We start from the raw sequence: 24,789 nt of genomic DNA, 5'->3' as shown, positions 1-24,789 counted from the left end.
CGCATAATCACTCCTCGTATCCAAGGTCGACAAAGTGGTTGTAAAGTGTATCATATTCAATATCAGTAAGCTGATAATGAATTCTATCCCTATTCGCCCCAACTTCAATCATATAAAATCCAGAATCCCTAGCTATGTGCAATGCGTCAAAGAGTGCCCCCCCAACACTCGCAGTTTCATCGCCCCCACCTAATGCATGAGCTACGCCTATATAGTTGTTTAACATATCAACATGATCATCTTGCTGCATGATTGTCAAGTCTGCATAATCCTCAAACATGGCAGTTGGATACACCTCGTGGCCATGCAATATAAGCTGTGCATTCTCGTAACCAACTCTCTGAGTTGCGTATATGGCAAATGCCAAATGTCGCACTCCATTTTCTTTTCTATTACCCGGCACACCTAATAATGGAGTACTATCAAGCGCCAAAAATATATCACGAACACCCTTCAGTGCTGCTAAAGAAGCGGCAGGTGCCTCCATTCCAACCATAGCCTCCCTTCTTCTTCCAGCAAATTTCTGAGCCGCTTCCGTTTCGAAGTGATGATCTAGCGGGTAGCCTTCTAGTATAGAATTTTGCCGCCTACCATTACCTTCACCACACGGCCCCCAAATATTGCGATGGGAGGCACATTCAGCTTGTGCACCATCCGGGTCAGTAAAGTTTACAGGGTCTGCTCCTACGTATGCATAGGCTGTGGAGAACTCGTCCGCTGGATCCACCATTGTCCATCGCCCGATTTCTGCGTCGTAGTACCGCCACCCGTAGTGGTGCCAGTCCAGCCCGTGCCCCTCGTCCAGCCGCTTCCCGTGGAATAGCTCGTCGTCCCGGTCCCCCCGGCTGTAGCTCTGCCCTCCGTGCTCCAGCCCGTACGGGTAGTAGCTCGCGTACTGGTACACCACAGCCGTTGGGCTTGCCGTCTGGCTCCCCGCGCGGAACCGCACCCGCATCCCGCCCAGGTGGTCCCGCAGCACGTACTCGTGCGACCACAGCCGCATGAACTTGTTGACCCCCACCAGCTGCGACTCCTTCTTCAGCACTGCCACCGTGTCTGCTTCTGCCGACGCGATACGCCCCACCGCTGAGATCGGCGTCAGAATGTCGGGCAAGAGGAAATCGACGGGCTGCGGTGACAAGACTACCTTGAAGCGGAAGGGCACGAGTCGCCCCTGCGCCGTGGAGACGAAGTCGAGCTTGCCGTTGCAGTAGGCGTGCGCACACAAGTAGTCCGTAGTCTCCTGCGACGCGACGCCGTAGATCACCTCTACTAGAAACAGCGCTCTACGCACATCTCAATAACAACGCCAGGGAGAATTAAGACTAACGATATATCATTTTATCTCCAATGAATGATACCAACATAAAAACAACTAAATTATGACAATCTGATGGAAAACCTATGAGAAAACTCCTATTGCAGCAAGAATAGTCAATATTATTGTTATTATAAAATAATATAAATAATTTCCATTATTTGTATTTTTATAGTCCTTGTAATGTCGATAGCTCAAAAAAACTCCCGCGATCATAAGTATCAACATGACCACTCCAGCGCCATCTAACATGTCAGGCCTACACAGCTACTTAGTGGCTCCGACGAAACACTTTCACCTCCATGCTCCTCTACCATACTCCAAGCAATATTTTTCGCAAATCTATTTAGTACAGAGTTGGCCGCAGTCGCATAACCACCTAATACATCTTCCATACTTGAGGAAAACGGTAGTATTAGATCGTCGTACATTGGCAATGGACGAGAAAGATCCGAGAACTCTCTAATTGGCGCCACCGCAAACCCTCTCAATGCCCTTCCTGAGTAGTGACTAAAGACCAAGCCTACAGTTATAGAAATCACAGGATCCCAGCGACTAGTCTCGCCTCTTCTTGCCTGAATTATAGCACCACCCGCATCTACAGCTGAAGCCCCTAGCGCAACATTTGCCCCCCCTGTAGTTATTGTACCAAAAAATGCAAGACAACCAGCACCCCCTCCGCACCCAGTCGCAAACGCAGCTCCCACGAATGCCACTCCTGCTCCAGCTACGCCTACACGACTTGCAAGCACTCGCACTCCAGCAACGCCCTTATGCACTTCTGGAGAACTAGTTACGACTTGCGGGATGCCTATCTTTTCAGCATACTGATTATACCGTTCCTCCATCCACCCAAATGCCCACCTCAAACTAAAGAATGAGCTAGATCTGGATCGACTATATTGAGCCCACGCTGACTGGGCTCCATCGGGGTCAAGATAATTGACTGGATCGGCCCCTACGTAGGCATATGCCGTTTGATATTCATCCGCTGGGTCCACCATCGTCCACCGCCCGATCTCCGCGTCGTAGTACCGCCACCCGTAGTGGTGCCAGTCCAGCCCGTGCCCCTCGTCCAGCCGCTTCCCGTGGAACAGCTCGTCGTCCCGGTCCCCCCGGCTGTAGCTCTGCCCTCCGTGCTCCATACCATACGGGTAGTAGCTCGCGTACTGGTACACCACAGCCGTTGGGCTTGCCGTCTGGCTCCCCGCACGGAACCGCACCCGCATCCCGCCCAGGTGGTCCCGCAACACGTACTCGTGCGACCACTGCCGGATGAACTTGTTCTTCGGCACCGGTGTCAACTCCTTCTTTAGCACCGCCACCGTGTCCGCCTCGTGCTCGGACACCCGCTGCACTCCGCTGATCGGCGTCAGCAGGCCCGGCGTGATCGGTGCGATGATCCAGTCGTCGCTCACCACCCGGAACCGGAACGGCACGATACGCCCCTGGGCGGTCGAGACGAAGTCGAGCTTGCCGTTGCGGTAGACGTGCGCCCCCAAGTAGTCCGTCGTCTCCTGCGACGCCCCGCCCGAGATCACCTCACGGCGCAGCCGCTCCCCCGTCGCCGCGTACGTCCAGTTGACGGAACGCCCGCCGCACTCTCCCGTGTTGGGATCAGTGAACACCATGTAGCGCGGCAGGCTGTTCACCGCGTATTCGCCCCAGCAGAGCCCCTTGTTGCGGTCACGCACCGTACCCCCGTTCTGGTTGTACCAGTACTCTGCCGTCTCCACGTCCGGGTCCGTACTCCCACCTGAATACGCCACCGTGTTCTCAAAGCCGTGATCGGCCGCCGTACCTGAGGCTGCATCCTCCACAGCCACGAGCCGGTTGTTCGTGTTCAGGTCCGCAGGCTGGTCGCCGATCTGCCACGTGTACGTGTGCGCGTTGGCGTAGTGATAGGTCAGGTCGTCGATCAGATGCTTCTGCCCGTTCACGTTGCCATAGCGCTTAAGCGTGAGCAGGTTGCCATTCAGGTCGTAGGTGATCCCTTCCGTCGTGTAGAGGTTGTTCGTCCCCCCATCAAGCGCACCCGTCATCAGATACTGTCGGTAGCGCCCCTCGGTGAGTCGCCCGAGGTTGTCATACTGGTACCCGTAGGAGCGCCGCCGCTGAGGCACGGTGCTCGTCAGATCTGGGTCATCCGGCGAGGTCCAGTCGAGCGCGCCGATAGAGCCGTCATAGAGCGCTGTGCCTCCGGGGATGCTCGCCGCGTCCTCGTAGTAGAACTCCATCGCGAACAGATCGGAGGACTTCGACTTCACCCAGCCGCGCGGGTGGTAGGTGTAGTCGATGGTCTGCGCGAACGTCGTCCCACCGTCGTTGGAGTGCAGCCGCTCCTCGATCACCTGGCCTAGTTCATTGTAGACCGTCTCTGCCGCCAGCACCTCCGGCTCGTCGTTCACGCGGCGGTAGTGACGCAGAGGTCGCCCGGCGTGATCGTAGGTGAACCGCTCGTGCAGCGTCACCTGCGTGAAGCTAATCTCGGTCGGCGTCTGCGGGTCGAGGCTCGTGGATTCCTGGTAGTGATGCGTGTCTGAGACCCGCCCATCGAAGGTGTAGCGCGTCGAGGCAATGTCCCGGATGCCGTCGAGGTGGCCGTCGCGGATCGTCTGGATGGGGCGACCATACTTGTCGTAGTACTGCGTGGTCGTAATCCAATCACGGATCGTCCCCGTGGCGCTCGCCTCTGGGTCGTTCTGCACGGGGGCAGTCTGGCGCAACTCCGCGTCCAGCGAGTCCGCGTCCATCTCAGCGAAGAATGCTACGTCCTCAGCTAAGAGTGAGTCGGCGAACGCTCCGATGTCGTCGGCCTCGCGCTGCATCGTCGCCTGCCGGACAATGCCCTCCATGTTGTCGAGGCTGTTGTTGTAATTCTGCAGCGTCGGCCCGTCGAGGTACGCCGTCCCGCTGTTGCTCACCGAGACATTGTAGAGCTGGTCGAGCCACGTTTGCAGCGTGTTAAACGAGTCCTCCTCCAGATTATCGAGTTGCGTCACGTCCACGTTGGCATCCATCTCGTCTTGCCAATACTCTACTTCCGCCGTTGTCACGCCCGCCGAGCCACCGTTCCAGGCGGCCGTCTCGAGGCCTTCCGTCCAGACCTTGATGTCTGTGATGAACGAAAGTTGGCGGTCCTGCATGAGCACCGTCGCAAAGTCAGGCGACGGGATATAGGACCGCGCCGCCTTCAGGACGCGTACCTCTGTCCGCGTCGTCATGCCCAGCGTGCGTCTCCAGAGGCGGTCTGGGCGGAGGACCTGCCCTTTCACTTCGGTGTCCCAGTAGGCCGACTCTGTGAGGTTACCCTGGTCGTCCTCGAAGAACGCCTCCACGCGGTGCCATTGGTGACCGTTTCGCTGTTCCTGCGGAGCGTGAGGGAAGTCGTAGTCGTCGTAGTAGGTGATCGTCAGTAGCTCGTGGTTCGGGTTATCAACATCTGGTTCATGGTCAAACGTTAGACGCGGGAAGGCCTCATTCGTGTACGAGAACGGCGGAGGATTGGCCTCGCCCGAGCGGTCCTTGAAGGTTTCATAGTCCGCGAAGCGTTCGAACTTCTGCTCGTTCAGCACGAAGTCCTGCATGAGCCGCTGGAAGATTCGGGGGTCCATGTCCCACTCGCTCGCGCCGGGAACAAGGGCATCATTGCGATAGATGCCCGTCATGATCTCGCGGCCCTGGGCGTCATACTTCGTGAAGAGCCACGAATTCTCTCGCCGGAGCGGCCCATCTTGCCGGGCCACCACGCGACCCAGGCGGTCGTAGACCGTCGTTACGGCATGCTCTTCCGGGATCTTCTTCATGATCTCCCGGCCTGCGTAGTCGTACCAGTAGCGCGTCGTGTAGTGCTGCGCTTCCCAGATTCCGGTACTCGTGTCCGGATTACCGTTGGAAGCTTCAAGGTACTTCACCCCCTCCGGCGGAAGAATGAGGCGGAGACGTCCCTGGTCGTCGTAGATGTAGTACGTATCGACTGGATCCGTATTGGTTGGATTGCCCTGAGCGTCGGTACCGAGGAAGACTCGTTTCAGGAGTGCTTGACCCGCCGCGTTCTTGAACTCCTCCGCGATGCGCCCATTCTCGTCGGTGGTGCAGGTGACATAGAGTGTGTTTGCGGCGTGTAGGGCCGTGCCCGTGTCACCTCCGCTGCCCCCCCACCAGATCCCAACATCTTCGGGGTCGTCATTGGACCCGGTCAGATAGTTTGTGGTCCAGCGCCAGACCTTATCGTTTGCGTCGTTAAACCGATGGGTGGCAAACACGCTGCCGCGGTTTTCGTCGTCTCCGGCGCTGATCGCTCGTTCGGCCACCTGCAAGGGCGAATCTTTGAATTCAACTTGGCTGTAGGGGTATTCGATCGCCTCCACACCTGTCGGCGGGGCCTCGTAGTAAGCCTCTTGTACATCAAGCGAGTTCAGGTTGTAGGCACCGGGGATCGATCCTTCTGAGACGTACGGGAGCCTCGTCTTCGTCTGCCGCCCGAGATTATCGTACTCTGAAACCGATACGATGTCACGCGGTCCGGTTCCCACGTCCGGCGAGGCTTGGATCTGGACAGCTTGAGAAGCACGCCCCATTTGATCCGAGAACGCGATGGATTCGCTCTTATGCCCCTCCGCAATTACAAGCGTGTCGAGCCCTCCAGTCCAGACACGGGTACGCGGTGTGGATGAGCGCACGTAGTTGTGGTGAACACGCTCGTCATCGAGGGTGACCTCAAACTCATCTTCCACGACAATAGACCCTTGAGGATTCTCCACGTACACTTGGAGTAGGTAGGTGCCGGCCGCCAGCGCCCCTACCTCAACGTACGAATCGCGATTACTACCTGAATCATCAGACACAGCATCGGTCAGTTCTTGGCTCCATTCCCAATCCCCATTCGATAGACGAACGTATGCCTGGTCTCCTGGCGCGATCACCTCGAACGTGAGCCATAAGTCACGGTATACGCTGCTGTAGTCTTCTACATCGAGGTTCTGAATATCCGGAGGCAGGGGGTTCGATGGAGGATCATTCGGCCCATTTGGTCCTCCACCCGAAGTCGCGTTCTGGGCCATGCTCGTCTGGGCAACAAGGGCTACCCCGAGAAAGACCCACGACTTTAGACCTAAGCGCGCTACCATCTTACGTAGGGGCTGTGTCCAGTTCATGATCCCTGTACAATTGTCGTTTGAGTGCGATACGTCTGCGTAGTTCCCCCAATTGACACATCGCATCGGATTTCCAGGGTACCCTCCGTAGCCGGGAACGTGATGGACTGGGAAACCCCCGCCCCAAGAGGGTCCCAATCTCGGCTCAGACGGAAGAGTTCGCTTGGATCAAACCTCGAGTACCACGTGCATTGAGTAGACCCTGCCCCGGTTAACGGGCGTAATTCGTACGTGTGGCTCTGACCAGTCCGACCCAGGGGTGTACCCTCAACCACATAGGCATCAACCTGGCCCGGGAAATAGACCTCCGGCTTGAGTGCGTTGTCTTGGAAGCGGGCATAGACGTACTGGTGCTGTTGCACAACCGCTTCGTCGAGGTCGCGGACTCGGATGAGTCGACCGGCATCGTCATACTCGAAAAATCGGCTGTTCATGTTGGCATCGGTCATCACGGTAACCTGCCTCGTGAGTGCGTCGTAGTCAAAGTGCTGCATCCGTGCCTCGTCGGGATAGATGCGTAGGTAATCCAACTGGACACCGCTCCCATTTGCAGAGAACTGCACTGCTGTGTTAGCCGCCACGCCCCGGATTCGTACGGGATACCACCATGTCGTTCCAGAAGGCGTAGCGTGACGGGTCTGCCCGCCTATCTGGAGGTTGATTCCTGAGGAACCGTCTTCTGGCTTGAGCACTACCTCTACCGTGTAGGTCTTCGCTGCTGAGGGCGTGGACCATGTCTTAGTACCCGTCAAGAGATAGGCTGTACGACGTCCTTGGACTGTACACTCGGAAGCGGAGCATGTCTGCGTCCCGATACGTAGGGGCTCACCAGCCTTAAAGGGCACGTGGATTATTTCGTCTAACCGGGCTCGCGTGGCAATGGCGAGCGGGAGGGACTCATCCGCATTGTAGAACGAAACCGTGTAACTGCCATCGCGGCTAACACTCTCGACCGGGTGGCTATAGCGGTCGTATGTCGTCACGTTTGAAGTCATCCGCCAAGGTGCTCCAGCAGCCTGGGAGCGATAGTCTAGGCCCTCATAGTTGAGGAGGGTCGTAGATGGCGATGTGTAACTCATGCGTGTACCATCCGCGTTTCTGAAACCTTGGTCGTACACGTAGGTGTCGTTCATTCGCCAAACCTGCTGCCCAGGTTCAGGAACGCTCGCTGTTCCAGAGGACACGTCGAGCACCGGCAAACTAGGCGACCACGTCGTGAGCGATGCACTGATCACGTGCTGGTCTGGGTAGGTGTAGCTCTTCAATGTGCTCACGTCAAACACTCGACTACGGTCGAGGTACTCCAACTGCATTCCTTGCTGCGAGAGCATGTTCTCGTCATACAAGTCTGGGTAGAGCCAGTACGCAGGTACTGTCCGGGCATAGCTTACGCCTCCGTCTTCATGCGCTTGGGCCGTCTCAGTCGGGGTTCCGGTGAGAGCGTCAAAGCCCGTCATCCTGGCCTCTGAAATTCGGCTACTCGCTTGACCGTTGGCTTCATAGGCATATTCGATAGAGCGTGTCCCGACCACGAAGACATTGTCGTAAGTCCTATCGATTCTCGAGGATGATGTACCGCTAGACTCGCTTTCCACCTCATACTCATACTTCTGCTGAGTGACTCCTACCTCGACATTGCTAGACATAACGCTTGGAACCGAGGACGGCTGCGCACCTGGACGCACGATTCGGGCAACGTTTTGGAGATCTGAGCTAAAGGCATAGACCGTCTCTTCTCGCTTTGAGGCCCGATAGTTTCCTCCCACCTTTTCGTAGTACGTCGTGGCGACCGGGTACCCGACCATGCCTTCCTCTGCACTGAACTCATAGTCTGTATAGCCAGAGGACTCATCGTTGGTAGCGTTTTCAACGCGCACTCGCGAGTAGACAACAGAAGGGGCGCTCTTCCCATAGCGCGCAGGTCGCGCCGCATACATATTGTCTACATAACCCTTCTCCCTGCCGAGGGCTTCTGCAACAGCAGTCGGTGATTCCAACGTCCACGCGTAGAACTCTGTAGGGCTGTTGAGTGCAGTCGCTACGCCTGAGCTTCTCCCATTGGGGAGGTCGTACGAATACGTGGTACTGTACTCGCCCACTCCGTGTCTCGTCGAAATTGACTTCACGCGCACCCCGCCGCCATATACCTCCGGAGGGTAGCTTGACGCAAAGTGTCGGTGCTTAAGGCTCAGGTAGATGTAAAGGGAGTCCGGTCTAGGTCCGCAACCAGAGACTGCTTGATCGGGACAGAAGGTTATCTCTTCATCTATTCGAACGGAACCATCAGCGAACTTCTCGTCAATCGTGACCCACTCGCCGAACACTCTACTTCCTCCCTTCTCGGAAGGAGTTCCTGGCGCCGCTTCGCCCCAGGGTTCGGAACGAGGGACGGCCTCGTAGACATACTCGCTCTCTACGAATATGCTGTCCGATACCGCAAAATTTCCCCCATAGAAAATCCGGTCTGTGACGACGCGACTATTCGAGCTTCCAGAGGCTGGGCTCATTTCCCAGGACGTCGCTTCGTGAGCAGGCAAGTGTGTCCCGACATAGAAGTAGTCGTCGCTCTCGTAGTCAATCGTTATGAGCGCTCCGGTTGGGGTCGTGATGCGTGTCAAGCTCCACGCAGCAGCGAGGTCTGCTTGGTCCTGTTGCTGGGGTGTATCGGTCTTACCGATCCCCCAATCGTTCAAATTCTCCCAGGATCGATATGACCCCCACTCGTCGAAAAGGTAGCGTGACCACGTTGGGTTCAGATCCGACCCAGATAGTTGCCCCCCGGCATATTGGAATAGGTACGGGGGAGCCACGAGTTGATCGTTGATTCCATAGGTGCTAACTGATTTCAGCGTCAGGGAACCCTGTTCCGTGCTGCCGTCCGGACATGGAGCTCCCAGATAGCACATTGAAGATGAAAACTTTTCTCTCAACGACCAGTCGTAATCGAGTTCAACCCGACTAACGAGTGGCCCTTGTGTCCCATCGCTGTTTTTGAGGTAGAGCTTTACCGCGTCAAGCTTTTTTCCTGTCTGGTCGTGGTTCACAACCACGTCTACAGGTTCGGGCCCCACATATGACCCATGGCTATACTCCGAACAAATAGGATAATCAACTACAAGGTCAAACACAGTATACTGATTGACCCCACTTGTACTTATCGAATAATCCCACCCCCCCCCTGAGAGGAAGGGCCCATATCTCTTCTATAGTAGATCTTCGTACAAGGGCTACCTAACGAAGGATTTGCAGCGTAGAATATAGGTGCATCTAGATCCGCATCATTGATGTTTGAAGACAGATTCCCTTCGATCCTAAATGTATCCCCATCAATTTGCTCCACCTCAGATCGAACACCGTTCGCCCACTCCTGTGCCCCTAGTGGCTCACTCCTATTATACGACGATGACAATTCGAATTTTGCCATATGTGTAGCCGTCTCAATACTACTTAGGTATACCGACTCTCTTTGACCCCATGAATACGACTTTATATCTACATCGTCTTTATCATAATTATACTCTAGGCAATTTCTTATTAATACAAATGTATTCTCACAATTTTGCTGAAATGGGGCTCGCCACAGATTAATTTCAGGATCTTCATATTTAAATTTTACCCAATACCCCCAATCCTCATTATTCATTCCATCATTGCCACGGTCTACATAATCTGGACCCTTAATTGATGTAATTAACCATTGCGTAGCATACTTCGTATTTGTCTGAGTTGTATTATTAACATAATTAATATTTGGCGGACTATCATCATTTGTCCAACTATATTCAAAATTTGAATAAACTGGTTGTTTAAATTCATATATTTTTCCTTGCCTATCTTTAATCGTAAATCCCGTAAGTAAAAACGGATCCAAAGGATCATCAAAATGAGGATCGATGCGCCTCGTGCCAACATGGTCCTCAACAGAACCACTTCCTACCCCCATAATTTGCTCAATCGATCTACCCCAACGCGATTCGGTACTAACCAGGTTGCCTCCCGTGTCTCCGAGAAATCTGTAGACCACATCGTAGTCGCCACCAAACTTGAGTTGGAGTTGGCCTTGTTCATTCTCTTCCTTGCCATCCCTGAGCGTGTACCCATCTCGCACGAACGGTGAGAAACTTCCGTCGAGTCCTTGTGCTCCGACGATATAGTTGTCTTGGGCGGGATGTAAAGCAGCGGGAGCACCTCGCCCGGAGATCAGCACTCGTTCGAACTTTCTGTTCTCTGCGGAACTGGTCCTGTATGCCTCCATGCTGGCGTATCCATACGAGTTCTCATAGTGCTTCTCGTCGAGTTTCCACTGGTGCGTGCTGAAGCCGAGATCAATTCGTAGGATCCCAAGTTCGATTGGTGGAAGTCCGAATGATTTTGCCTCGATTGTCCCAGCGCCTGCTCTGCTTTGGCTGAAGCTTCCGAATGAGCCTCCAGCATAGGAGGCCCCCATTCCATTGCTGCTGATGTTGAACCCAACGGCATTACTCCCAGATCCTGCTGCGATACGACCCGAGAGCCCACCTGGGCCAGCACTAATCCCTACTCCCCCGTAGCTCCAGCTACCGCTGGCGCTCATTGCGCCATCTGTAGCCACTGACACCCGTGCTCCTAATTCGGCCCCTCTGATTCCTCCATTAATACCTACAGAGAACCCCGACGTCCCTCCACTTAAACTCAGCGAAGGTAGAGCAACTATCCCAGCTATAGGAGTAGTGGTCAGAAATCTTGTAACTGCGTTGACTCCCATTTTTCCAGAGTTAACGTTGTATGTCGCATTCAGCCCTACACTACTAAATGGTGTCCCCACGGACACCCCAACTGAGATCGCATACTCCCTTTCGCCTTCGGCCCTAAAGTGCGTGATCACATCACCACCTTTGAACTCATCCGCATATCCGTTGACCACTCGGTTTATAGCGCCAGGATTTAGGACCCATCCGAGCCCGACCCAAGTTGCTTCCATATTTGGTCCGATCCCCGCTCGATAACTCATAGAAACCGGATAGCTCCCCTCAGGTCCTGGTACTGAAATCAACGGGAGTGCGTAGACGAAATCGCCCGTCGCCAAATTCACCATATCAGTGATATCGACGGCCTCAAAGCGCATGGCTTCGGGTTGGCTAGGCCCCTGTGCCCTCGCGGCCTCCGCGACCAGAACGCTGTAGATTGATGTGAGCAAGAAGGGGATGAACAATAGCTTCTTCGCGAGCATAATTCGATTATTTTGGAACGGCATCTGGACGTTCTTACAACTGTGTTCTAGAGGAGATACTCTACGGTGTCGCTAAGCTGCTCGAATCGGAAGGTGACCGATCCGGTGCCAAGGCCGAATTCGCCTACCACGAGTTCCGCGCCCTCCTCAAACTTTTCTAGCTCTCCTGTCCGAGCGAATGAAATCAGGAATGTTCGGGACTGTACCGTCCCGAAGGTGCGGTCCATGTGGTAACCCATAGGCGGAGCGGTTCCCGTCTTATTCGAGAGTACCAGATGAGCCTGCAGACCAAACATCAGCGTTTGCAACCAGCTCTCATATCCTCCAATGAGGGCTGCCCCTTCAAACTCGTAGACCAAGTCGCGCCCGTTCAGAGGCTCAATGGTAAGCTGAAAGCTCCAAGTTTCCTCGTAGCCGCTTCGCACCCTTTCCACCTCCCTACGAAGCCTGTTTAGCGATCTAGTCCGATCTAGCTCGGACAGGCTGCGGTCTGCTATTACTCGCTCGCACTGCTCCTCGTAGGCCCGGTAGTGATTCACCATCATCGCGTCGGGAGGGAGATAGCGAGCCGTAAAGCGGAAGCCTCCTCGCTCCTCATGCACCACGGCAGCATACTCCTCTGAGTTCACGAAGGCGTAGAGCGCCTCGGCATCCTCGAACGCACGAGGAGCACACCCGCTAGACAGGTTCGAAGAGAACGCGAGTAGCGGGACGATGACGAACAGAGAGTGCTTTCTCATAGGTTCCTAATCATTGAGATACCCGATCAGCTCCTCAGTGAGGTCGACTGAGTCGCCTCCGAATAGGATGTTGCCGCCCGATACTGTACCCAGGAGTACATCAATCCCCTGCACCTCGCTAAAGTCAGCGATCCGCGCGTTCAGTTCGGCGTAGACGGGCTGAAGCACCTGCTGTTCTCGATCAGCCGCTTGCCTGCCCACGGCCTCAGCGTACTGAGCTAGCTCCCGTTGTTTCGCTTCGAGTCGGTCGCTCGCAGCCTCTCGCTCTGCTCGGGACAGGTCATCGCGGAGAAGCTGGTCACCAAATCCAGCTGCTTCTTGGCGTAGCGTGTCGAGGTTCGTCTCCCAGATATCCAACTGTGCCTGAAGTGTAGCACGCGCCTCAATCGCCCCGACGTAGCGTTCTAGCAAGACGGCCGAATCGACGTAGGCCACGACCGGCGTTTGGGACGACATCCAGAAGGCGATCGCAGACAGGACGAGTGCCGCCGCCGCTACGGCCCCCAGGACATACGTGCGCGTCTTGGCTGGAACAGACTCTTTCATACGGGTGAGATAGAGAAACAAAGTGCTAGTCTGTTTTTATTCGAGGGTCAGGGTCTGAGTACGTCCCTGGATGCGTAGCACGATGGTTTCTGACGTCATAGACGTCACGCGTCCGCCATCGACCTGCGCGCCGCGCCGGACCAAGATCACTGCACCATCAGGCTGCTCAAGCATGGCCGTACCGTCAACGACCCCGATGAGACGTAAACGGACGGCCACATCCGGTGTGGCTGGTGCGTCTAGCTGCACGCTTGCCACAGACGCGCCGGGGCGTTCGGCACCCGAAAAGGGATCTCGGAAGTCTTTTCCCCACACATGCGCGACCGTAACGATTCCCTCGGCCGTTCGCAGTGTGGGTCCTGGAACCTCAGGTTCTGAAGCAGGCCATGCCGCGACAAGGGTGTAGAGCACATAGGCCCACACGGTTACTGCTAGCACACCCAGCGGCACCACGACACTTTTCCGGTCGTTCCATTCACGCATCGCGACCTCCTGTCTGTCGTGTGCGAACTACTTCCAATGAGAGCGTTGCCTCAAGCATACCTGTGCTCTGGCGTGCACCCGACCTTGCCGAACGGCTGAGCGACAGTCGGCGCACCCGGAACGTCGAAGCCTCGAGCTCAGACACATATTGACCGACATCGTGGAAGCGTCCTCTCAGGTCAACGGCGAGCGGTACTCGCTCCTGTGACCCCTCCGAAACCGGCACCCCTGGCTCCACGCGGGTCAGGTTCACTTCCGAATCAGCAGCGAGGGCATCCAGCCGGCCGAGCATGTCACCGGTCGTAGCCCGCTCGGTGCTCATACTGGCTAGCTCACGCGCCAGCCTAGCTTGCTCTGCGCGAAGAAAAGCTCTGTCTTGCACCAAGGTCTCGCTCGATGTCACGCGCGCTATATCCGAGCGCCAGCCTCGGATTTCTCCTACGAGGGTTGAGGCACGCGGCACAACCTCGAGCGCAATCACCAACACAGCAAGCCCAATCACAAGACGAGGTACCCAGGTCCACAACACCTCGGCCGACGCGCTCGCAGCAGCGCTTGATTTTTCATTTGCATCAAGCCGAAACCCGCTCCACCGTGAGGTGCGCTCCTTGGGAGCAGGCTGCTGGCGTTTCAAGTCGGAATTAGAGCGGAGCACTGGCGGTGCGTGCTGGAGACCCCACACGCATGCCGTGAGCGTTAGTACGGTCCCAGCGTGACATGCTGAGACCATGCATGCCGCATGGCTATGGGCTCCTGGGGGAGCGCTCTTGCGTAGGGTATGCGCGCGCAGGTGGAGCAACCCGGCCTGCGAGCTCAAAGGTGAAGAGCCGCTCGCCGGGGTCCCGCTGCTGCCGCCGTAGCGCGCGCGGTGATACTTGCGTGACGGATATAACCCTAGACTCAACCACAAAGTCAAGCTGCCCAAGGTGCAGCGAGTACATCCCTACAGCCGAACTGGCCTCCGACTCGCCCTTAATCACAAAGGAAACAATATTCTGAGAACTCTCTTTTTTTTCTGGGGAAAAACCTGATACCCTGTCTGACAAACGGTTGTTACCTCCCGTGATCTCGTGATATGCGGGCAATGTAACGCCGTCAATGGGGCCGATCACCACCTCAGTAAGCGTTACATCATCGGGAGCGGCACGCGCTAGAGCCTCCAGGTAGTAGGCCACCATGGTGCGCTCAGCCTGCGCGCGTCTAGCCAGAATCACATCGCGTTCCATTCGGGCTACCTCAGCTCGGTCTCGCTCCAGAAGCGCCAGCGCAGGAGCTTGGTTTCGGAGTTGCTCGGCGGTCTTACCCGAGAGTCCTCCGATAGCCAGTTCGGTGCCCATAAGTAGAACCAGTAGCACTAACACGACAAATGCGACGAGCAACGTCGAGCGCTTCCCTTCTTCCACTCTGCGCGTTCGCCGGACGCCCTGTTGTGCGGCCTCGGGCAACACCTGGACTAACACCAATCCTGGATATACAGCCTCGTAGGCAATAGCTGCGGCCATCGCCGACGAAGGGCGTAAGGCCTCAAGAATCTCGAGCGACTCCTGGTTGCTATGGACAGGTACGCCGTCCTCTTCCGGTGGGGCATGGAAACGCTCCAACTCTTGCACACCATACGCAGTGTCTTCTCCTATTGCCGGACCGAGCATCGTAACCGATCGCGGCCGTCCGTGCGCCACTTCGAGCACAGCCGTACCAAAAGCTCCAGCTACAGCCAGCATGCCTGGATTCCGCATCTCGACGCGGGGCAGCGTGTACCCAGCGGATGCCTCTGGACCGCGTTCATGGTGATCTCCGGAGTGGGATATCGATACCAGTGACAGCGTCGCTGCTTCTACAAGACCGGAGGCCACGCGTTCAACGACAAACCCAGCCTCCCCAAGGAGACGCAGGGCGTCTTCGATGCGCGCTCGGTTCACGACGCACAGTACAGCTCGATACCGCGCGATGTCTTCTGCGTAGGCTCCCCCACTCCTTTGTGCGCCGTAGCTCGACTCCCATGAGCTTGCCAGCACATCTAGATCAGACTCTACGGGCGCCTCAAAGACGTGAGCCGTGACCACCACGTCTTCTCCACTACTGAACTGCGTTCTGCGTCGCTCTGCCTCTGAGATCGCCCACGCGTCTCGGTCTTCAGGTTCGTCGAAGTCAGGAACGGCCACTACCTCACAGGAAAGAAGAGCATCGGGTACCGCGACGTGGACGAACGGGTGCAGGCTCGCTTCCCTGAGCCCTCGGAGAGCCTCTACAGGATCCGATTCCAAGGGCACGAGGATCTCGTCACCAAGACGGACCCGTCCAAAGCGGCGACGCCACACTACCATCGACGCGGCTTCTCGGCTCAAACACAGCCCTACGCCAACACGATCTAGGTAGGGGATCATCATTCAGGTTGAAACGTCGAGCTTGGGGCTACCCACTGTCGCTGATGCCGCCACAGACTTAGGCGGCGGTAGACCAGGGCAACACCCAGAGAGGGTTCCTCGATGAGGGAGTCAGTACGTTGCTGTCTGCATTCTTTCCGTGAATCGTGCATGGATCGGCCCAATGATCAGGGCAGTCGTAGACGAGACCCGTTCCCTGTAGAATCTGATGGGACCGGACCTATGTCGAGTGGGGGTAGATCATCTGAGACCGTAGGTATTGTGTCGTCTTCGTCGCCTCGCTCCTCAGAACGACGCCCCTGGTCACCCTGGCTGTTTTCACGCCGAGGCTCTGGCGGAGGGCCTGTCTCCGGAGGGTCATCCTGCTCTGGTTCATCTTCCTCAACCGCGTCGTCGTAGAGCCAGAAACGCTCCCAAAAGGACTCCTGGGGGTTCAGCGGCGAGAGCCGCAAGCCTGACGAGTCGGCGAGTGCCCGCCACTGTGCGTCGTCGCGTCCGTCGCCGTAGAAGACGTGGGGGGTGATGTAGATCACGAGTTCGCTCTCTCGCTTCGAGCGTGAACGGCTACGAAAGAGCCGCCCCAGAATCGGGATGTCGCCGAGGATCGGGATTTTGAAATCGGACACCACGTCCTCGTCCGAGATTAGACCTCCTAGGATGATTGTCTCCCCATCCCGCAACCGTACCCGCGCTTCGATCTCCTGGGTCGAGATCGTCGGCGGAATGCCTGCGGAAAACTCGCCGACAGGCGTTGAGAAGCTCGGGCGGATGAGCGCGGTCACCTCGCCGTAGGGGCTCACGAACGGCGTAATCTCGAGTGTTACGTTGGCCTCGATTTGCTCGAAGCGCTGCGTCTCCTGAATCACTACATCGTTGCGGCCAGTGATGGGCGTCGAGGTCTCCAGGAGGAAGTACTGCGTCGTCCCAATCGAAATGGTGGCCGTGTTGCCCGAGAGCGTCGAGACCTGCGGGCGGTTGCGCACAGCCACACGTCCCTCCTGCTCCAGTGCACGCACCCGAAAGAAGAAGTCGGCGGGGAGCTTTCCGATGCCGCCGAGACCGAAGAGGTCGCCCCCTGGGGCGAGGATGTCATTCGCGTTGGCTCCGCTACCAACCACCTCAAGCTCGCCCGTCGTCGTACCTCGGAATTCGTAGTCGAAGGGCTGGGGAGGTGTCGCCGTCGAGTCAAAGCCAGGTAGTAGGCCGCGCCCGAAGTCAAAGCCGAGGTTGCTGATGTCCGTGTCGAGCAGGTCGACTACCAGCGTCTCGATGAGCACCTGAGGAGCAGGATAGTCTACCTCGGCAAGGAACGCCTCCAACTCGGCGATGGCGTCGTTCGTCCCAGAGACGAGCAGCGCGTTTTGCTCGGGTACCGGTTGTATGGTCGCACGACTCTGGAGGCCAGGCGGGAGCAACTCCACAAGTCCCTCGACAGCGATGTAGCCTAGTCGAAGAAGGCGCGTGGCGACGAGGCCGTCCTCCGCCTGTGTGCCCACGAGGAAGTACGGCCCGTCTGCACTTGTTTCGCGGCGGAAAGCGGTCCCTGTGCCCCGGAGAACAACACGAAGGGCTTGCTCGACGGTGAGGCCGTCCGCTTCTGCTGTAAGACGTCGCCCCTCCGGGAGCGTGTAGGTCACGATAGGCACCGCAGCTTGACGCGCAATCTCGCGCACCGCGTCCGCCACATCAGCGTTCCTCAAGCGAAGTGACACGCGGCCGTCTTCTACAGCCACGTCACGGCGTCCCCGAATAGGTTGCCCCTCTTCAGTCGAGCGCGTCACGACGAAAATCTCACCATCGCGTTCCAACGTGAAGCCCGATGAGGCAAGCACGGTACGGAGTGCCACGTCGAGCGGAGCATCTTGTACGAAGCCCGATACAGTGCCCGTGACGCCTTGCGCTAGGACGAGATTAGTGCCTGAACGCTGCGTCACGAGCCGCACCAGCGTCGAAAGTGGCGTAGCCTCCAGGTCTAGCGTCAGACGCCCCTCGGCGAAGAGCACGACCGGCTCTGGCGGTGGCGGCGGGGTGGGCGGTGGTGCCGGGGCAGGAACTCGGACCCGGAAGATGGATCCCGTTTGCACGAGGGCGAGCGTGTATTCCTCGGCGAGGAACCGCAGGGCATCAATGACGGCCACATCCTGGAAGTTGACTGTCACTCGCCCCTGGACGGAGTCATCCACGATCAAGTTCAAACCTGATTCGGCGGCGATAGCACGGAGTACGTCTCGGAGGTCTGCGCCCCGGAAGTTGAGCGTGCCAATCTGCTCCAAGGCCGGTCGCGGTAGCCGCTCTTCCAGCTCAATGATTCCCGCTGTAGGCGTCGGCGTCGTCTGCGCACGTGCGTCCGAAGCTCCAGCGATGAGTAACCCACCGAGAAGACCGGCAAGGACTACACAACACGTGCGTATGTCCCGGCGCTCGAACATGAATCGAGAAGACAGCATGTGCAAGCGCGTCGTCGGTCGGGAGCAGCGTGGAGGTAGAGACGGCGAGAGTATAGGCTACAGGCCTGCTATTCGCCACCCCCATGTCTTCCCCTCGACCGCGCCCTTGGTGCGAATCGTATGCATCTGCCTCCTCATCCGCGCTCGTGCTGGCTTCTCGCACGTGCCGTGTCCGGCAAGCCTTCCGTCACGCGGAGCGCTTCAGCCTGAGAAGTCGTACCTGTCGATACGGCTCTGCTTGCCGCCTCGGCGAGCGAAGGCCACCCTTCGTGTTGCCCCAAGGCTCGGAGCGCAGCCGAGTCCGCTGCCCGCACAGCTTCCTGAGCGGCGTGACCGACCAGCGGTAGTGCTTCGAGGATCGCAGCCCGACCTCGGTAGCCTGTCCCATTGCATTCCGGACAGCCTACCGACTCGAAGGGAGCGGTAGTTGCGCCTGTAGACTGGGCCGGTCGCTTGCACGCAGAACACAGTGTCCGCAGTAGGCGCTGCGCTGCTACGAGCCGCAGCGACGAGGCAAGTAGATAGGGAGCCACTCCCATATCAGCAAGACGCATGACCGCTCCCGCTGCATCGTTCGTATGGAGCGTAGCGAGCACTAAGTGCCCAGTAAGGGCTGCTCGGACGGCGATCTCAGCCGTCTCCGTGTCACGGATCTCCCCTACCATCAACACATCGGGATCCTGGCGCAGAAAGGCGCGCAGCGCTTCGGCAAAACCCAAACCGATATCAGGCCGTGCCTGGGTCTGGTTGACTCCCGGCAGATCATACTCGATGGGGTCCTCAACAGTAGAGACGTTTAGCCGGTCCGTGTCTATCTCGCTCAGAGCTGCATAGAGTGTGGTGGTTTTCCCGCTGCCTGTCGGCCCGGTTACCAAGACGATACCATGTGGGCGGTGTATGGCTGCACGGAGCAGCGCAAGAGGAGCCGGATCGAAACCCAGGGCTTCGAGGTCGAGGCGAAGCGCACTTCGATCGAGGAGGCGCAGCACCACCTTTTCCCCGAAGTGGGTTGCTAGCACCGAGACACGAAGATCTAGCGGGGGCTGCGAATGGGGACGGTCTACTCGGAGTCGCCCGTCTTGTGGGCGTCGCTTCTCGGCAATATCAAGACCGGAGAGCACTTTGATTCGACTCACCAGCGCTGCATGCTGGTGCGGGGCAAGTGTACCTGCGAGGTGCAAAACGCCGTCCAGGCGGTAGCGTATGCGGACCGATGACTCGTAAGGCTCAATATGAATGTCCGATGCCCTCAAGGCTGCCGCGCGCGTAATGAGCCGGTCGACTTGCTGAACAGCAGGCCCTACCGCGAGGTCGTCGAAGGGAAGCGATGACATCAGGCTTCTATCGCCAGTAGTTACCGAGGCTGGACTTAGGAGGTAGACGATTGCAACCGGTCGCTCCGTTGCGACTGCGTGTGCAATCTCTGCTCACGAGGAGAGATGTTACGCCAATAGGACGATGCACATCCCCGCTTGCACGGGGTGTAGGCTGACGTCATGGATCACGCAGCACTGCGGTATTCCTGGCAGCCTTCGCCGCGACTGACCCCAACGTCCTTGCTGAAGCTACGGTAGCTGCTCAGATGGAACGAGTCCATGCTGAGTTGAGCAGCGAAGACCCTGAGACTGTAACCCAGAATCAGATCGACTGGATACTTGACCGCATGCTTGCTCGCGGACTCCACGTGTAGCTGACACTGTTTCTGCAGAAACCACCCGGGCCAGTGGTTCTGGAGATTGATCCTTTTCCTTACCTCAGAGGCTACTGCAATTGCAGTTCACCGATTGCGCGGACGCAGGACGGGTTCTTTCACCATGCCCACCACATCCAATATGGGCACAAACAATTGTTTACGATACACTTGAAATCTAGACGAGTCCCCTGCCACATGGTGGAAGACGGTGGAAAATTGGGAGTGCGTCGGCACTGAACACTTCCCACAGACGCGCCGAACTCCGTGCGGCTTGATCTACATCAACGCTGATCGAAGACCGTCGCGTTGCATGCGCTGCACGCCTGCGACAATCTGCAAGACAATGCCATGCTGTCGTCTCACGTGTGTAGCAAGCGCCGCACGCCTTGGGCATCTTCCAAGGTTTCTGCGGAAACCTCCCCTCGGTAGACTCCCGCGCTGCAAATCGTTGGTCCAACGTGCAATTGCAGTACCCACTTCCTGCTCTCGCGGTCGCGGACGTGCTTCACGGTGAGTTGCCTCTCATCTACTACTAAGCGCTTAGCGACACCGAACCTGAGTCACTTTCCCAAGCCACACCTTCGGTTGGAAAGTGGTAGCACTGAATGTGCAACGGAGAGGCTTCGACGCTGACGGCACCGCGTAACGAAGGGCTTCTGAGGACGTGCCTCCCTTGCCTCCGCTCCTGTTTGTGCAGAAATGTGTCCCGTTCGGAGCTCATCTACAAGCCTCCTCGACGCGGTTCCAACCGACTCACCCTCCCACTCTGCTTCTCACCGCGCGAGCATATGCGCGGGCTCACTCATCATGCCACGTGGTAATCGATGGTCGGACGTGTTTGGTGTCTTCCGATCCTAGCCATCTACCGCTGCATCCTCGCTAACACGTCACATGTATCCGATTGCGCTGGCCGTCAACCGCCTGGTCTAGCTCTTCGACAGGCGATGCAAGTGCGGTGCGCGCATCGAGGTTGTAGGTGTCGCGTGCCCATCGACGCAGGCGGTAATATTTCCACTCGGGGATTGTCCCCTGATCGAACGCAGACGTTAGTATGGTCTCTACAGCGTCTAGGCCGACCACTCTTAGCCCTGCACACTGGAGGTCGACCTTGAAGGTTTCTGCGGAAACTCCCCCGACATAGTCTCGGCGCTTGCCAATGCGGAGGTACTCGGTCCGCCAGCGATCGGCCGCGTGTGCGCGGAACGATTCGTCGGCGAGATCAGCGAAGGAGATGTGGTTGAGCACGAGTTGACGGTTCGGCTGCTTCCGCAACTGCATCTCGTAGCGAAGGACGTTCTTGCCTACCCAAGCCTCCGGTATGAGGCCGCGCTTCTTCTTTCGCTCAGCCACCTTGTCATAGAACACAAGATGCCGCCACTTCAGTTCGTAGCGCTTGCCCAGCCGGTCGTAGGAGACACGCTGGTAGCGCGGACCATCGAGAAGATGCAGGAGGTAGTCTGCAACGGGGCGGCTGAGCACGAAGTCTGCGAACACGTCGAGCCGCAAGACCTTCGCCGGTCGGAGGTCAAGACTAAGGGCATTACCGAGGCGTTCAATGCACCTACTCGTCTCGGCAGCGTCGAGAGTAAGGTGCCCGTGGTAGGTCGGCAAGCTCCCCTGAACGACAAGGCGATGACTGCATGCTTCATCGCTCGCACTGAGATGAGCGCGAAGGGTACCCACCTTCCCCATGAACGATCTCTTCCCCGTCTTGGAACCGTAGCGCTCTTCCACGTCCGTGAGACAGTCCACGACCCGCTTCGGGTCTGCGACGGGGAGAACAAGCTTGACCGTGTCGAACACGCCGCGCCCTCGCTGCGGCCACCCTAGCGTCGAGCCCGAGTCCCGAAAAAGTGGGACTACATCCGCCTTTATTTATATAGGACGGAGTCGACAGAGAGCGGCCTTGCGATTCAGTCTCCGTTCCGCAGCGACGCCTTCAGTAAGGCGTCTACGTCGGCGAAGCGGTAGAACACGTTTGCGCCCACTTTGCTGTAGGGAAGCGTGCCGTCCTTGCGGTAGCGGGCGAGCGTGGCCTTCGAGAGGCCGAGGTACTCCATCGCCTCGCGGTTAGTCAACCACGCCTTCGGTTCGGCACCAGACGAAGGGATGTCGGGGAGCGCGTTGGCAACGGCCTCCTCAACAAGGGGGCGCAGGAGTTGGGCGAGGTCGGCGGCGAGGGCTTTGGCGAGCGCGTTCATGTTCGTGCGGCGGGTTTGCGTTTGCCGCAATCTGAGCGCATATGAGCCTTTGTCGCCTGTCGACAGACGACAAACCACGCGACAAATGCTCAGGAGACATCACTGAAGCTCCCCTAGCGCACGCCGGACAGTGGAAGTGCTGAGCAGCATCTCTTTGCCGTAGAGCGCTCGCATCCGCTCTCCATGCTCCTCGTCGAAGCGTCGGACTACCTCTTCGTACGCTGCCTGCTTGGAATCGTGCTCCGGCTCGGCTGACTCGAAAGTTGCCCTGATCCAGTCGTAGTAAGGAACGTATGGTGAGCGTGTGTCCACAGAAAGCGGCTCCGAACGAGACAGAGCGCCTGCAGACTGTGCTTCTTCGGTCTCCTCCCACGTAAGCGCTGCCCCATACGTCTCATACTCTCGCAGCACATCGTCGAGCGTCTGGAGGCGGTAGTCGAGCAGGAGTGCTCTATTCTGCGTGGACCTCGCGCGGGTCTTCCGTTCGACCGTCAGTGCGTGTGCCTGCGCGACTGCTGCTTCCCACGTCTCTTCGACGCTGACGCGGAATATGGGAGACGGGCTCACCTCCGAACGGGCGTACCCGTTCAGCGTAGCCTCGGCTCCAGTGCCGACCCATTCCAGAAAGTCCGTCCTCGCCGAGAGTACCAGGAGGTTGTCCATGGATTCAACGACCTGGCCGTCCAACCCGTGCGTCCGGCCGAGCCTCGCCAAGTCCGACCTGACTTCTTTTACATCGTTAACCATCTCGAAGCGCCGGTGACGTTCCTTCTCCGCGGAGTAGTACTTGCTGCCGAGACGTTCGAGGAGCGCGAGCGCATCACCATACCCCTGCGCTTCGATCAGTTCGATAAATCCATCCCGCGTGACACGCTCCACTAGCGTCTGCTCGTCCGCGTCGAGCCACGGAGGCGGCGTTGCTACCCGCGAGGGTATAAAGCGCGTCGGCGTAGCATCACCCGTCCATGGGCGCGACTCCTTGGGGATGAGGAGAACGGCCACCTTGCGCCGCTCGGTTCGGTCTATCATCGCTATCCCTCCCCGAACAGGTCGTCCATGCGAGCGTCGAGCGCATCGGAATCGAAGCCCTTGAGGTAGCGCTCGGTCTTCTCCAGGCTGGAGTGTTGAAGCGCGTTCTTGATGTCGTAGACACTCCACCCCGAGGTGCGCGCCACGTCGGCGAAGCTGTGTCTGGCGATGTGGAACGAGAGCGGCGTCTCAATACCGGCGAGCGCTGCGATCTTCTTGAGGTACTTGTTTACGAGCGCGTTCTGGCTGCTTTTGGCGTTGTGCAGCTTGCGCGGCGTCGAGAGGTCGTAGCCTTCGAGCATCGGGAAGACGAACGCCTCGGGGTCACGCTTGGTATCCTCATTCGGGTCGAGGTAGTGGGCGAGGATGCGCCGGGCAGGCGGCGTGATCTTGACTGACTGGAGCTTGCCAGTCTTGCCCGCGCGGAACTGAAGCCGGTCAGGTACGGAATTGCCGTTGTCGTCTTCCCCGTCGATCACGCGGGCCTGCCTCATCGTCGCCACATCGGCGAAGCGAATGCCAGCCCCGTAGAAGGCGAAGAGAAAGTAGTTGCGGACGTGCCAGATGAGCGACTCTTCTTCGAGGCCGAGCGCCTCGATGGCCTGTACCTCGGCAAAAGACAGCTTCGTGCGTTCCGGGGGTGCGCCCTTTCTGATCGTAAAGCGTTTGAACGGGTCGTCGGCACCATCGGTCAGCCCTTGCTTGACGGCGTAGTTGTAGAGCGTGCGAAGGTCCCGGAGGTTCGTTGCCACGCTTGACTGCTTGTTACCCAGCCCCTGCGGCGGCGGCGCGAGGCAGTGCGTCTCGAAGTCGGTGAGCAGCGCTACCGTGAAGCGGTCGAACGGGAGTGGCGTACAGGCGAAGCGCTCCAGTTTGCCGAGCGTTGCCTTGATCCGGCGGTAACGACCTACACGCCCCTGCTTCTCCAGATCAGCCAGATGGAGACGCCCCGCTTCGAAGAAGTCGGCAGCATCGTCGTCAGCGAGCGCGTCCTTCAGGTGGTCGGCCGTCGCATATGTCCGCTCGATCTTGAGTCGCAGGATCTCTGCTCTCGCCTCGGCAAGCCGCTGAGCGATGAGTTGGTTGAAGAGATCGGCGTGGGGGTGCCCCTTGCGGACACGCCGTTGCCTGTCGTTCCACTGCGAAGGAAGCACCTTCTCGCCAAGCGAGAGGTAACGCGTCCCATCGCGGTCTGAGATGCGGAGCCATATTGGACAGCGCCCCCGCTTGTCGCGCTTGGGGATACGGAGAATCGGGGTGACGGTCGCCAAACTGATAGTGCCCCAGGCAAAGTAGGTACAGGTAGAAGTACCAACAAAGTACCGTCGCGCTCGAACTCAGGCAATAGCACAGACTACCCAAAGTGCCCAGAACAGAGCGAGAGTGCTACTTTTTGGCAGCACCCTCGCTCTTTCGGACTCACCGAAGTACCCGGAGGGGGACTCGAACCCCCACACCCTCGCGGGCGGCAGATTTTGAGTCTGCTGCGTCTACCAATTCCGCCATCCGGGCAGGACTCCGAATATACGTGGCCACCGCCCAGCCTCAGCCCTGGGGCGCTGGATTCCCCGCATCTCTGCACC

The 24,789-nt window shown here is 57.9% G+C and carries 14 protein-coding genes and 1 tRNA gene; all 15 read right to left on the bottom strand.

Translation table 11 applies throughout. The annotated features are described in order from the left end of the window. Positions 1 to 7 precede the first annotated feature (7 nt). Entirely contained in the window at positions 8 to 1,165 is a 1,158-nt protein-coding gene (locus tag AAFU51_05950) for an RHS repeat-associated core domain-containing protein (GenBank protein MEO1570792.1), read from the bottom strand. A gap of 398 nt (positions 1,166 to 1,563) precedes the next feature. Further along, complete coding sequence (locus AAFU51_05945; protein ID MEO1570791.1) at positions 1,564 to 6,381, bottom strand: DUF6443 domain-containing protein; 4,818 nt, start codon at positions 6,379 to 6,381, stop codon at positions 1,564 to 1,566. Between the two features lie 89 nt (positions 6,382 to 6,470). After that, complete coding sequence (locus tag AAFU51_05940; protein MEO1570790.1) at positions 6,471 to 9,602, bottom strand: hypothetical protein; 3,132 nt, start codon at positions 9,600 to 9,602, stop codon at positions 6,471 to 6,473. Positions 9,603 to 9,628: 26 nt separating this feature from the next. Then, complete coding sequence (locus AAFU51_05935) at positions 9,629 to 11,683, bottom strand: hypothetical protein (protein MEO1570789.1); 2,055 nt, start codon at positions 11,681 to 11,683, stop codon at positions 9,629 to 9,631. Between the two features lie 47 nt (positions 11,684 to 11,730). Further along, positions 11,731 to 12,423 (bottom strand): hypothetical protein, encoded by a 693-nt coding sequence (locus AAFU51_05930; protein MEO1570788.1) that lies wholly within the window; start codon positions 12,421 to 12,423, stop codon positions 11,731 to 11,733. Positions 12,424 to 12,429: 6 nt separating this feature from the next. Further along, positions 12,430 to 12,969, bottom strand: coding sequence for an OmpH family outer membrane protein (locus tag AAFU51_05925; GenBank protein ID MEO1570787.1), 540 nt, complete (start codon positions 12,967 to 12,969; stop codon positions 12,430 to 12,432). Positions 12,970 to 13,005: 36 nt separating this feature from the next. Beyond that, positions 13,006 to 13,452 (bottom strand): hypothetical protein, encoded by a 447-nt coding sequence (locus AAFU51_05920; protein MEO1570786.1) that lies wholly within the window; start codon positions 13,450 to 13,452, stop codon positions 13,006 to 13,008. 743 nt (positions 13,453 to 14,195) lie between these two features. Then, entirely contained in the window at positions 14,196 to 15,839 is a 1,644-nt protein-coding gene (locus tag AAFU51_05915) for a hypothetical protein (GenBank protein MEO1570785.1), read from the bottom strand. A gap of 164 nt (positions 15,840 to 16,003) precedes the next feature. Further along, the gene (locus tag AAFU51_05910; GenBank protein MEO1570784.1) at positions 16,004 to 18,283 is read right to left on the bottom strand and encodes a secretin N-terminal domain-containing protein; all 2,280 of its coding nucleotides are present in this window, start codon (positions 18,281 to 18,283) and stop codon (positions 16,004 to 16,006) included. Between the two features lie 134 nt (positions 18,284 to 18,417). Continuing rightward, positions 18,418 to 19,617, bottom strand: a complete 1,200-nt coding sequence (locus tag AAFU51_05905; GenBank protein ID MEO1570783.1) for a GspE/PulE family protein — start codon at positions 19,615 to 19,617, stop codon at positions 18,418 to 18,420. Between the two features lie 1,238 nt (positions 19,618 to 20,855). Beyond that, on the bottom strand, positions 20,856 to 21,779 hold the full coding sequence (locus AAFU51_05900; protein ID MEO1570782.1) for a hypothetical protein: 924 nt from the start codon (positions 21,777 to 21,779) through the stop codon (positions 20,856 to 20,858). 110 nt (positions 21,780 to 21,889) lie between these two features. Then, positions 21,890 to 22,177 carry a helix-turn-helix domain-containing protein gene (locus AAFU51_05895; protein MEO1570781.1) on the bottom strand — a complete coding sequence of 96 codons (288 nt, stop codon included), beginning with the start codon at positions 22,175 to 22,177 and terminating at the stop codon, positions 21,890 to 21,892. Positions 22,178 to 22,276: 99 nt separating this feature from the next. Next, complete coding sequence (locus AAFU51_05890) at positions 22,277 to 23,206, bottom strand: hypothetical protein (protein MEO1570780.1); 930 nt, start codon at positions 23,204 to 23,206, stop codon at positions 22,277 to 22,279. A 2-nt stretch (positions 23,207 to 23,208) separates the two neighbouring features. Continuing rightward, positions 23,209 to 24,477: a site-specific integrase gene (locus AAFU51_05885; GenBank protein ID MEO1570779.1), complete on the bottom strand. Its 1,269-nt coding sequence runs from the start codon at positions 24,475 to 24,477 to the stop codon at positions 23,209 to 23,211. A gap of 157 nt (positions 24,478 to 24,634) precedes the next feature. Continuing rightward, positions 24,635 to 24,718: transfer RNA gene (locus AAFU51_05880), tRNA-Leu, on the bottom strand. Between the last annotated feature and the right edge of the window lie 71 nt (positions 24,719 to 24,789).

The organism is Bacteroidota bacterium (genome assembly GCA_039821555.1).
In the GTDB taxonomy this organism is placed as follows: domain Bacteria; phylum Bacteroidota; class Rhodothermia; order Rhodothermales; family Rubricoccaceae; genus JBCBEX01.
Note: the sequence above shows the minus strand (reverse complement) of the source record. Positions and strands in the feature narration are given on the sequence as shown.

What these genes read in the sequence shown, in the direction of transcription:
- AAFU51_05910 (MEO1570784.1), bottom strand. Translation starts at nt 18,283, where the DNA reads ATGCTGTCTTCTCGATTCATGTTCGAGCGCCGGGACATACGCACGTGT.
- AAFU51_05945 (MEO1570791.1), bottom strand. Translation starts at nt 6,381, where the DNA reads ATGGCCCAGAACGCGACTTCGGGTGGAGGACCAAATGGGCCGAATGAT.
- AAFU51_05890 (MEO1570780.1), bottom strand. Translation starts at nt 23,206, where the DNA reads ATGATAGACCGAACCGAGCGGCGCAAGGTGGCCGTTCTCCTCATCCCC.
- AAFU51_05935 (MEO1570789.1), bottom strand. Translation starts at nt 11,683, where the DNA reads ATGCTCGCGAAGAAGCTATTGTTCATCCCCTTCTTGCTCACATCAATC.
- AAFU51_05915 (MEO1570785.1), bottom strand. Translation starts at nt 15,839, where the DNA reads ATGATGATCCCCTACCTAGATCGTGTTGGCGTAGGGCTGTGTTTGAGC.
- AAFU51_05920 (MEO1570786.1), bottom strand. Translation starts at nt 13,452, where the DNA reads ATGCGTGAATGGAACGACCGGAAAAGTGTCGTGGTGCCGCTGGGTGTG.
- AAFU51_05905 (MEO1570783.1), bottom strand. Translation starts at nt 19,617, where the DNA reads ATGTCATCGCTTCCCTTCGACGACCTCGCGGTAGGGCCTGCTGTTCAG.
- AAFU51_05895 (MEO1570781.1), bottom strand. Translation starts at nt 22,177, where the DNA reads ATGAACGCGCTCGCCAAAGCCCTCGCCGCCGACCTCGCCCAACTCCTG.
- AAFU51_05930 (MEO1570788.1), bottom strand. Translation starts at nt 12,423, where the DNA reads ATGAGAAAGCACTCTCTGTTCGTCATCGTCCCGCTACTCGCGTTCTCT.
- AAFU51_05925 (MEO1570787.1), bottom strand. Translation starts at nt 12,969, where the DNA reads ATGAAAGAGTCTGTTCCAGCCAAGACGCGCACGTATGTCCTGGGGGCC.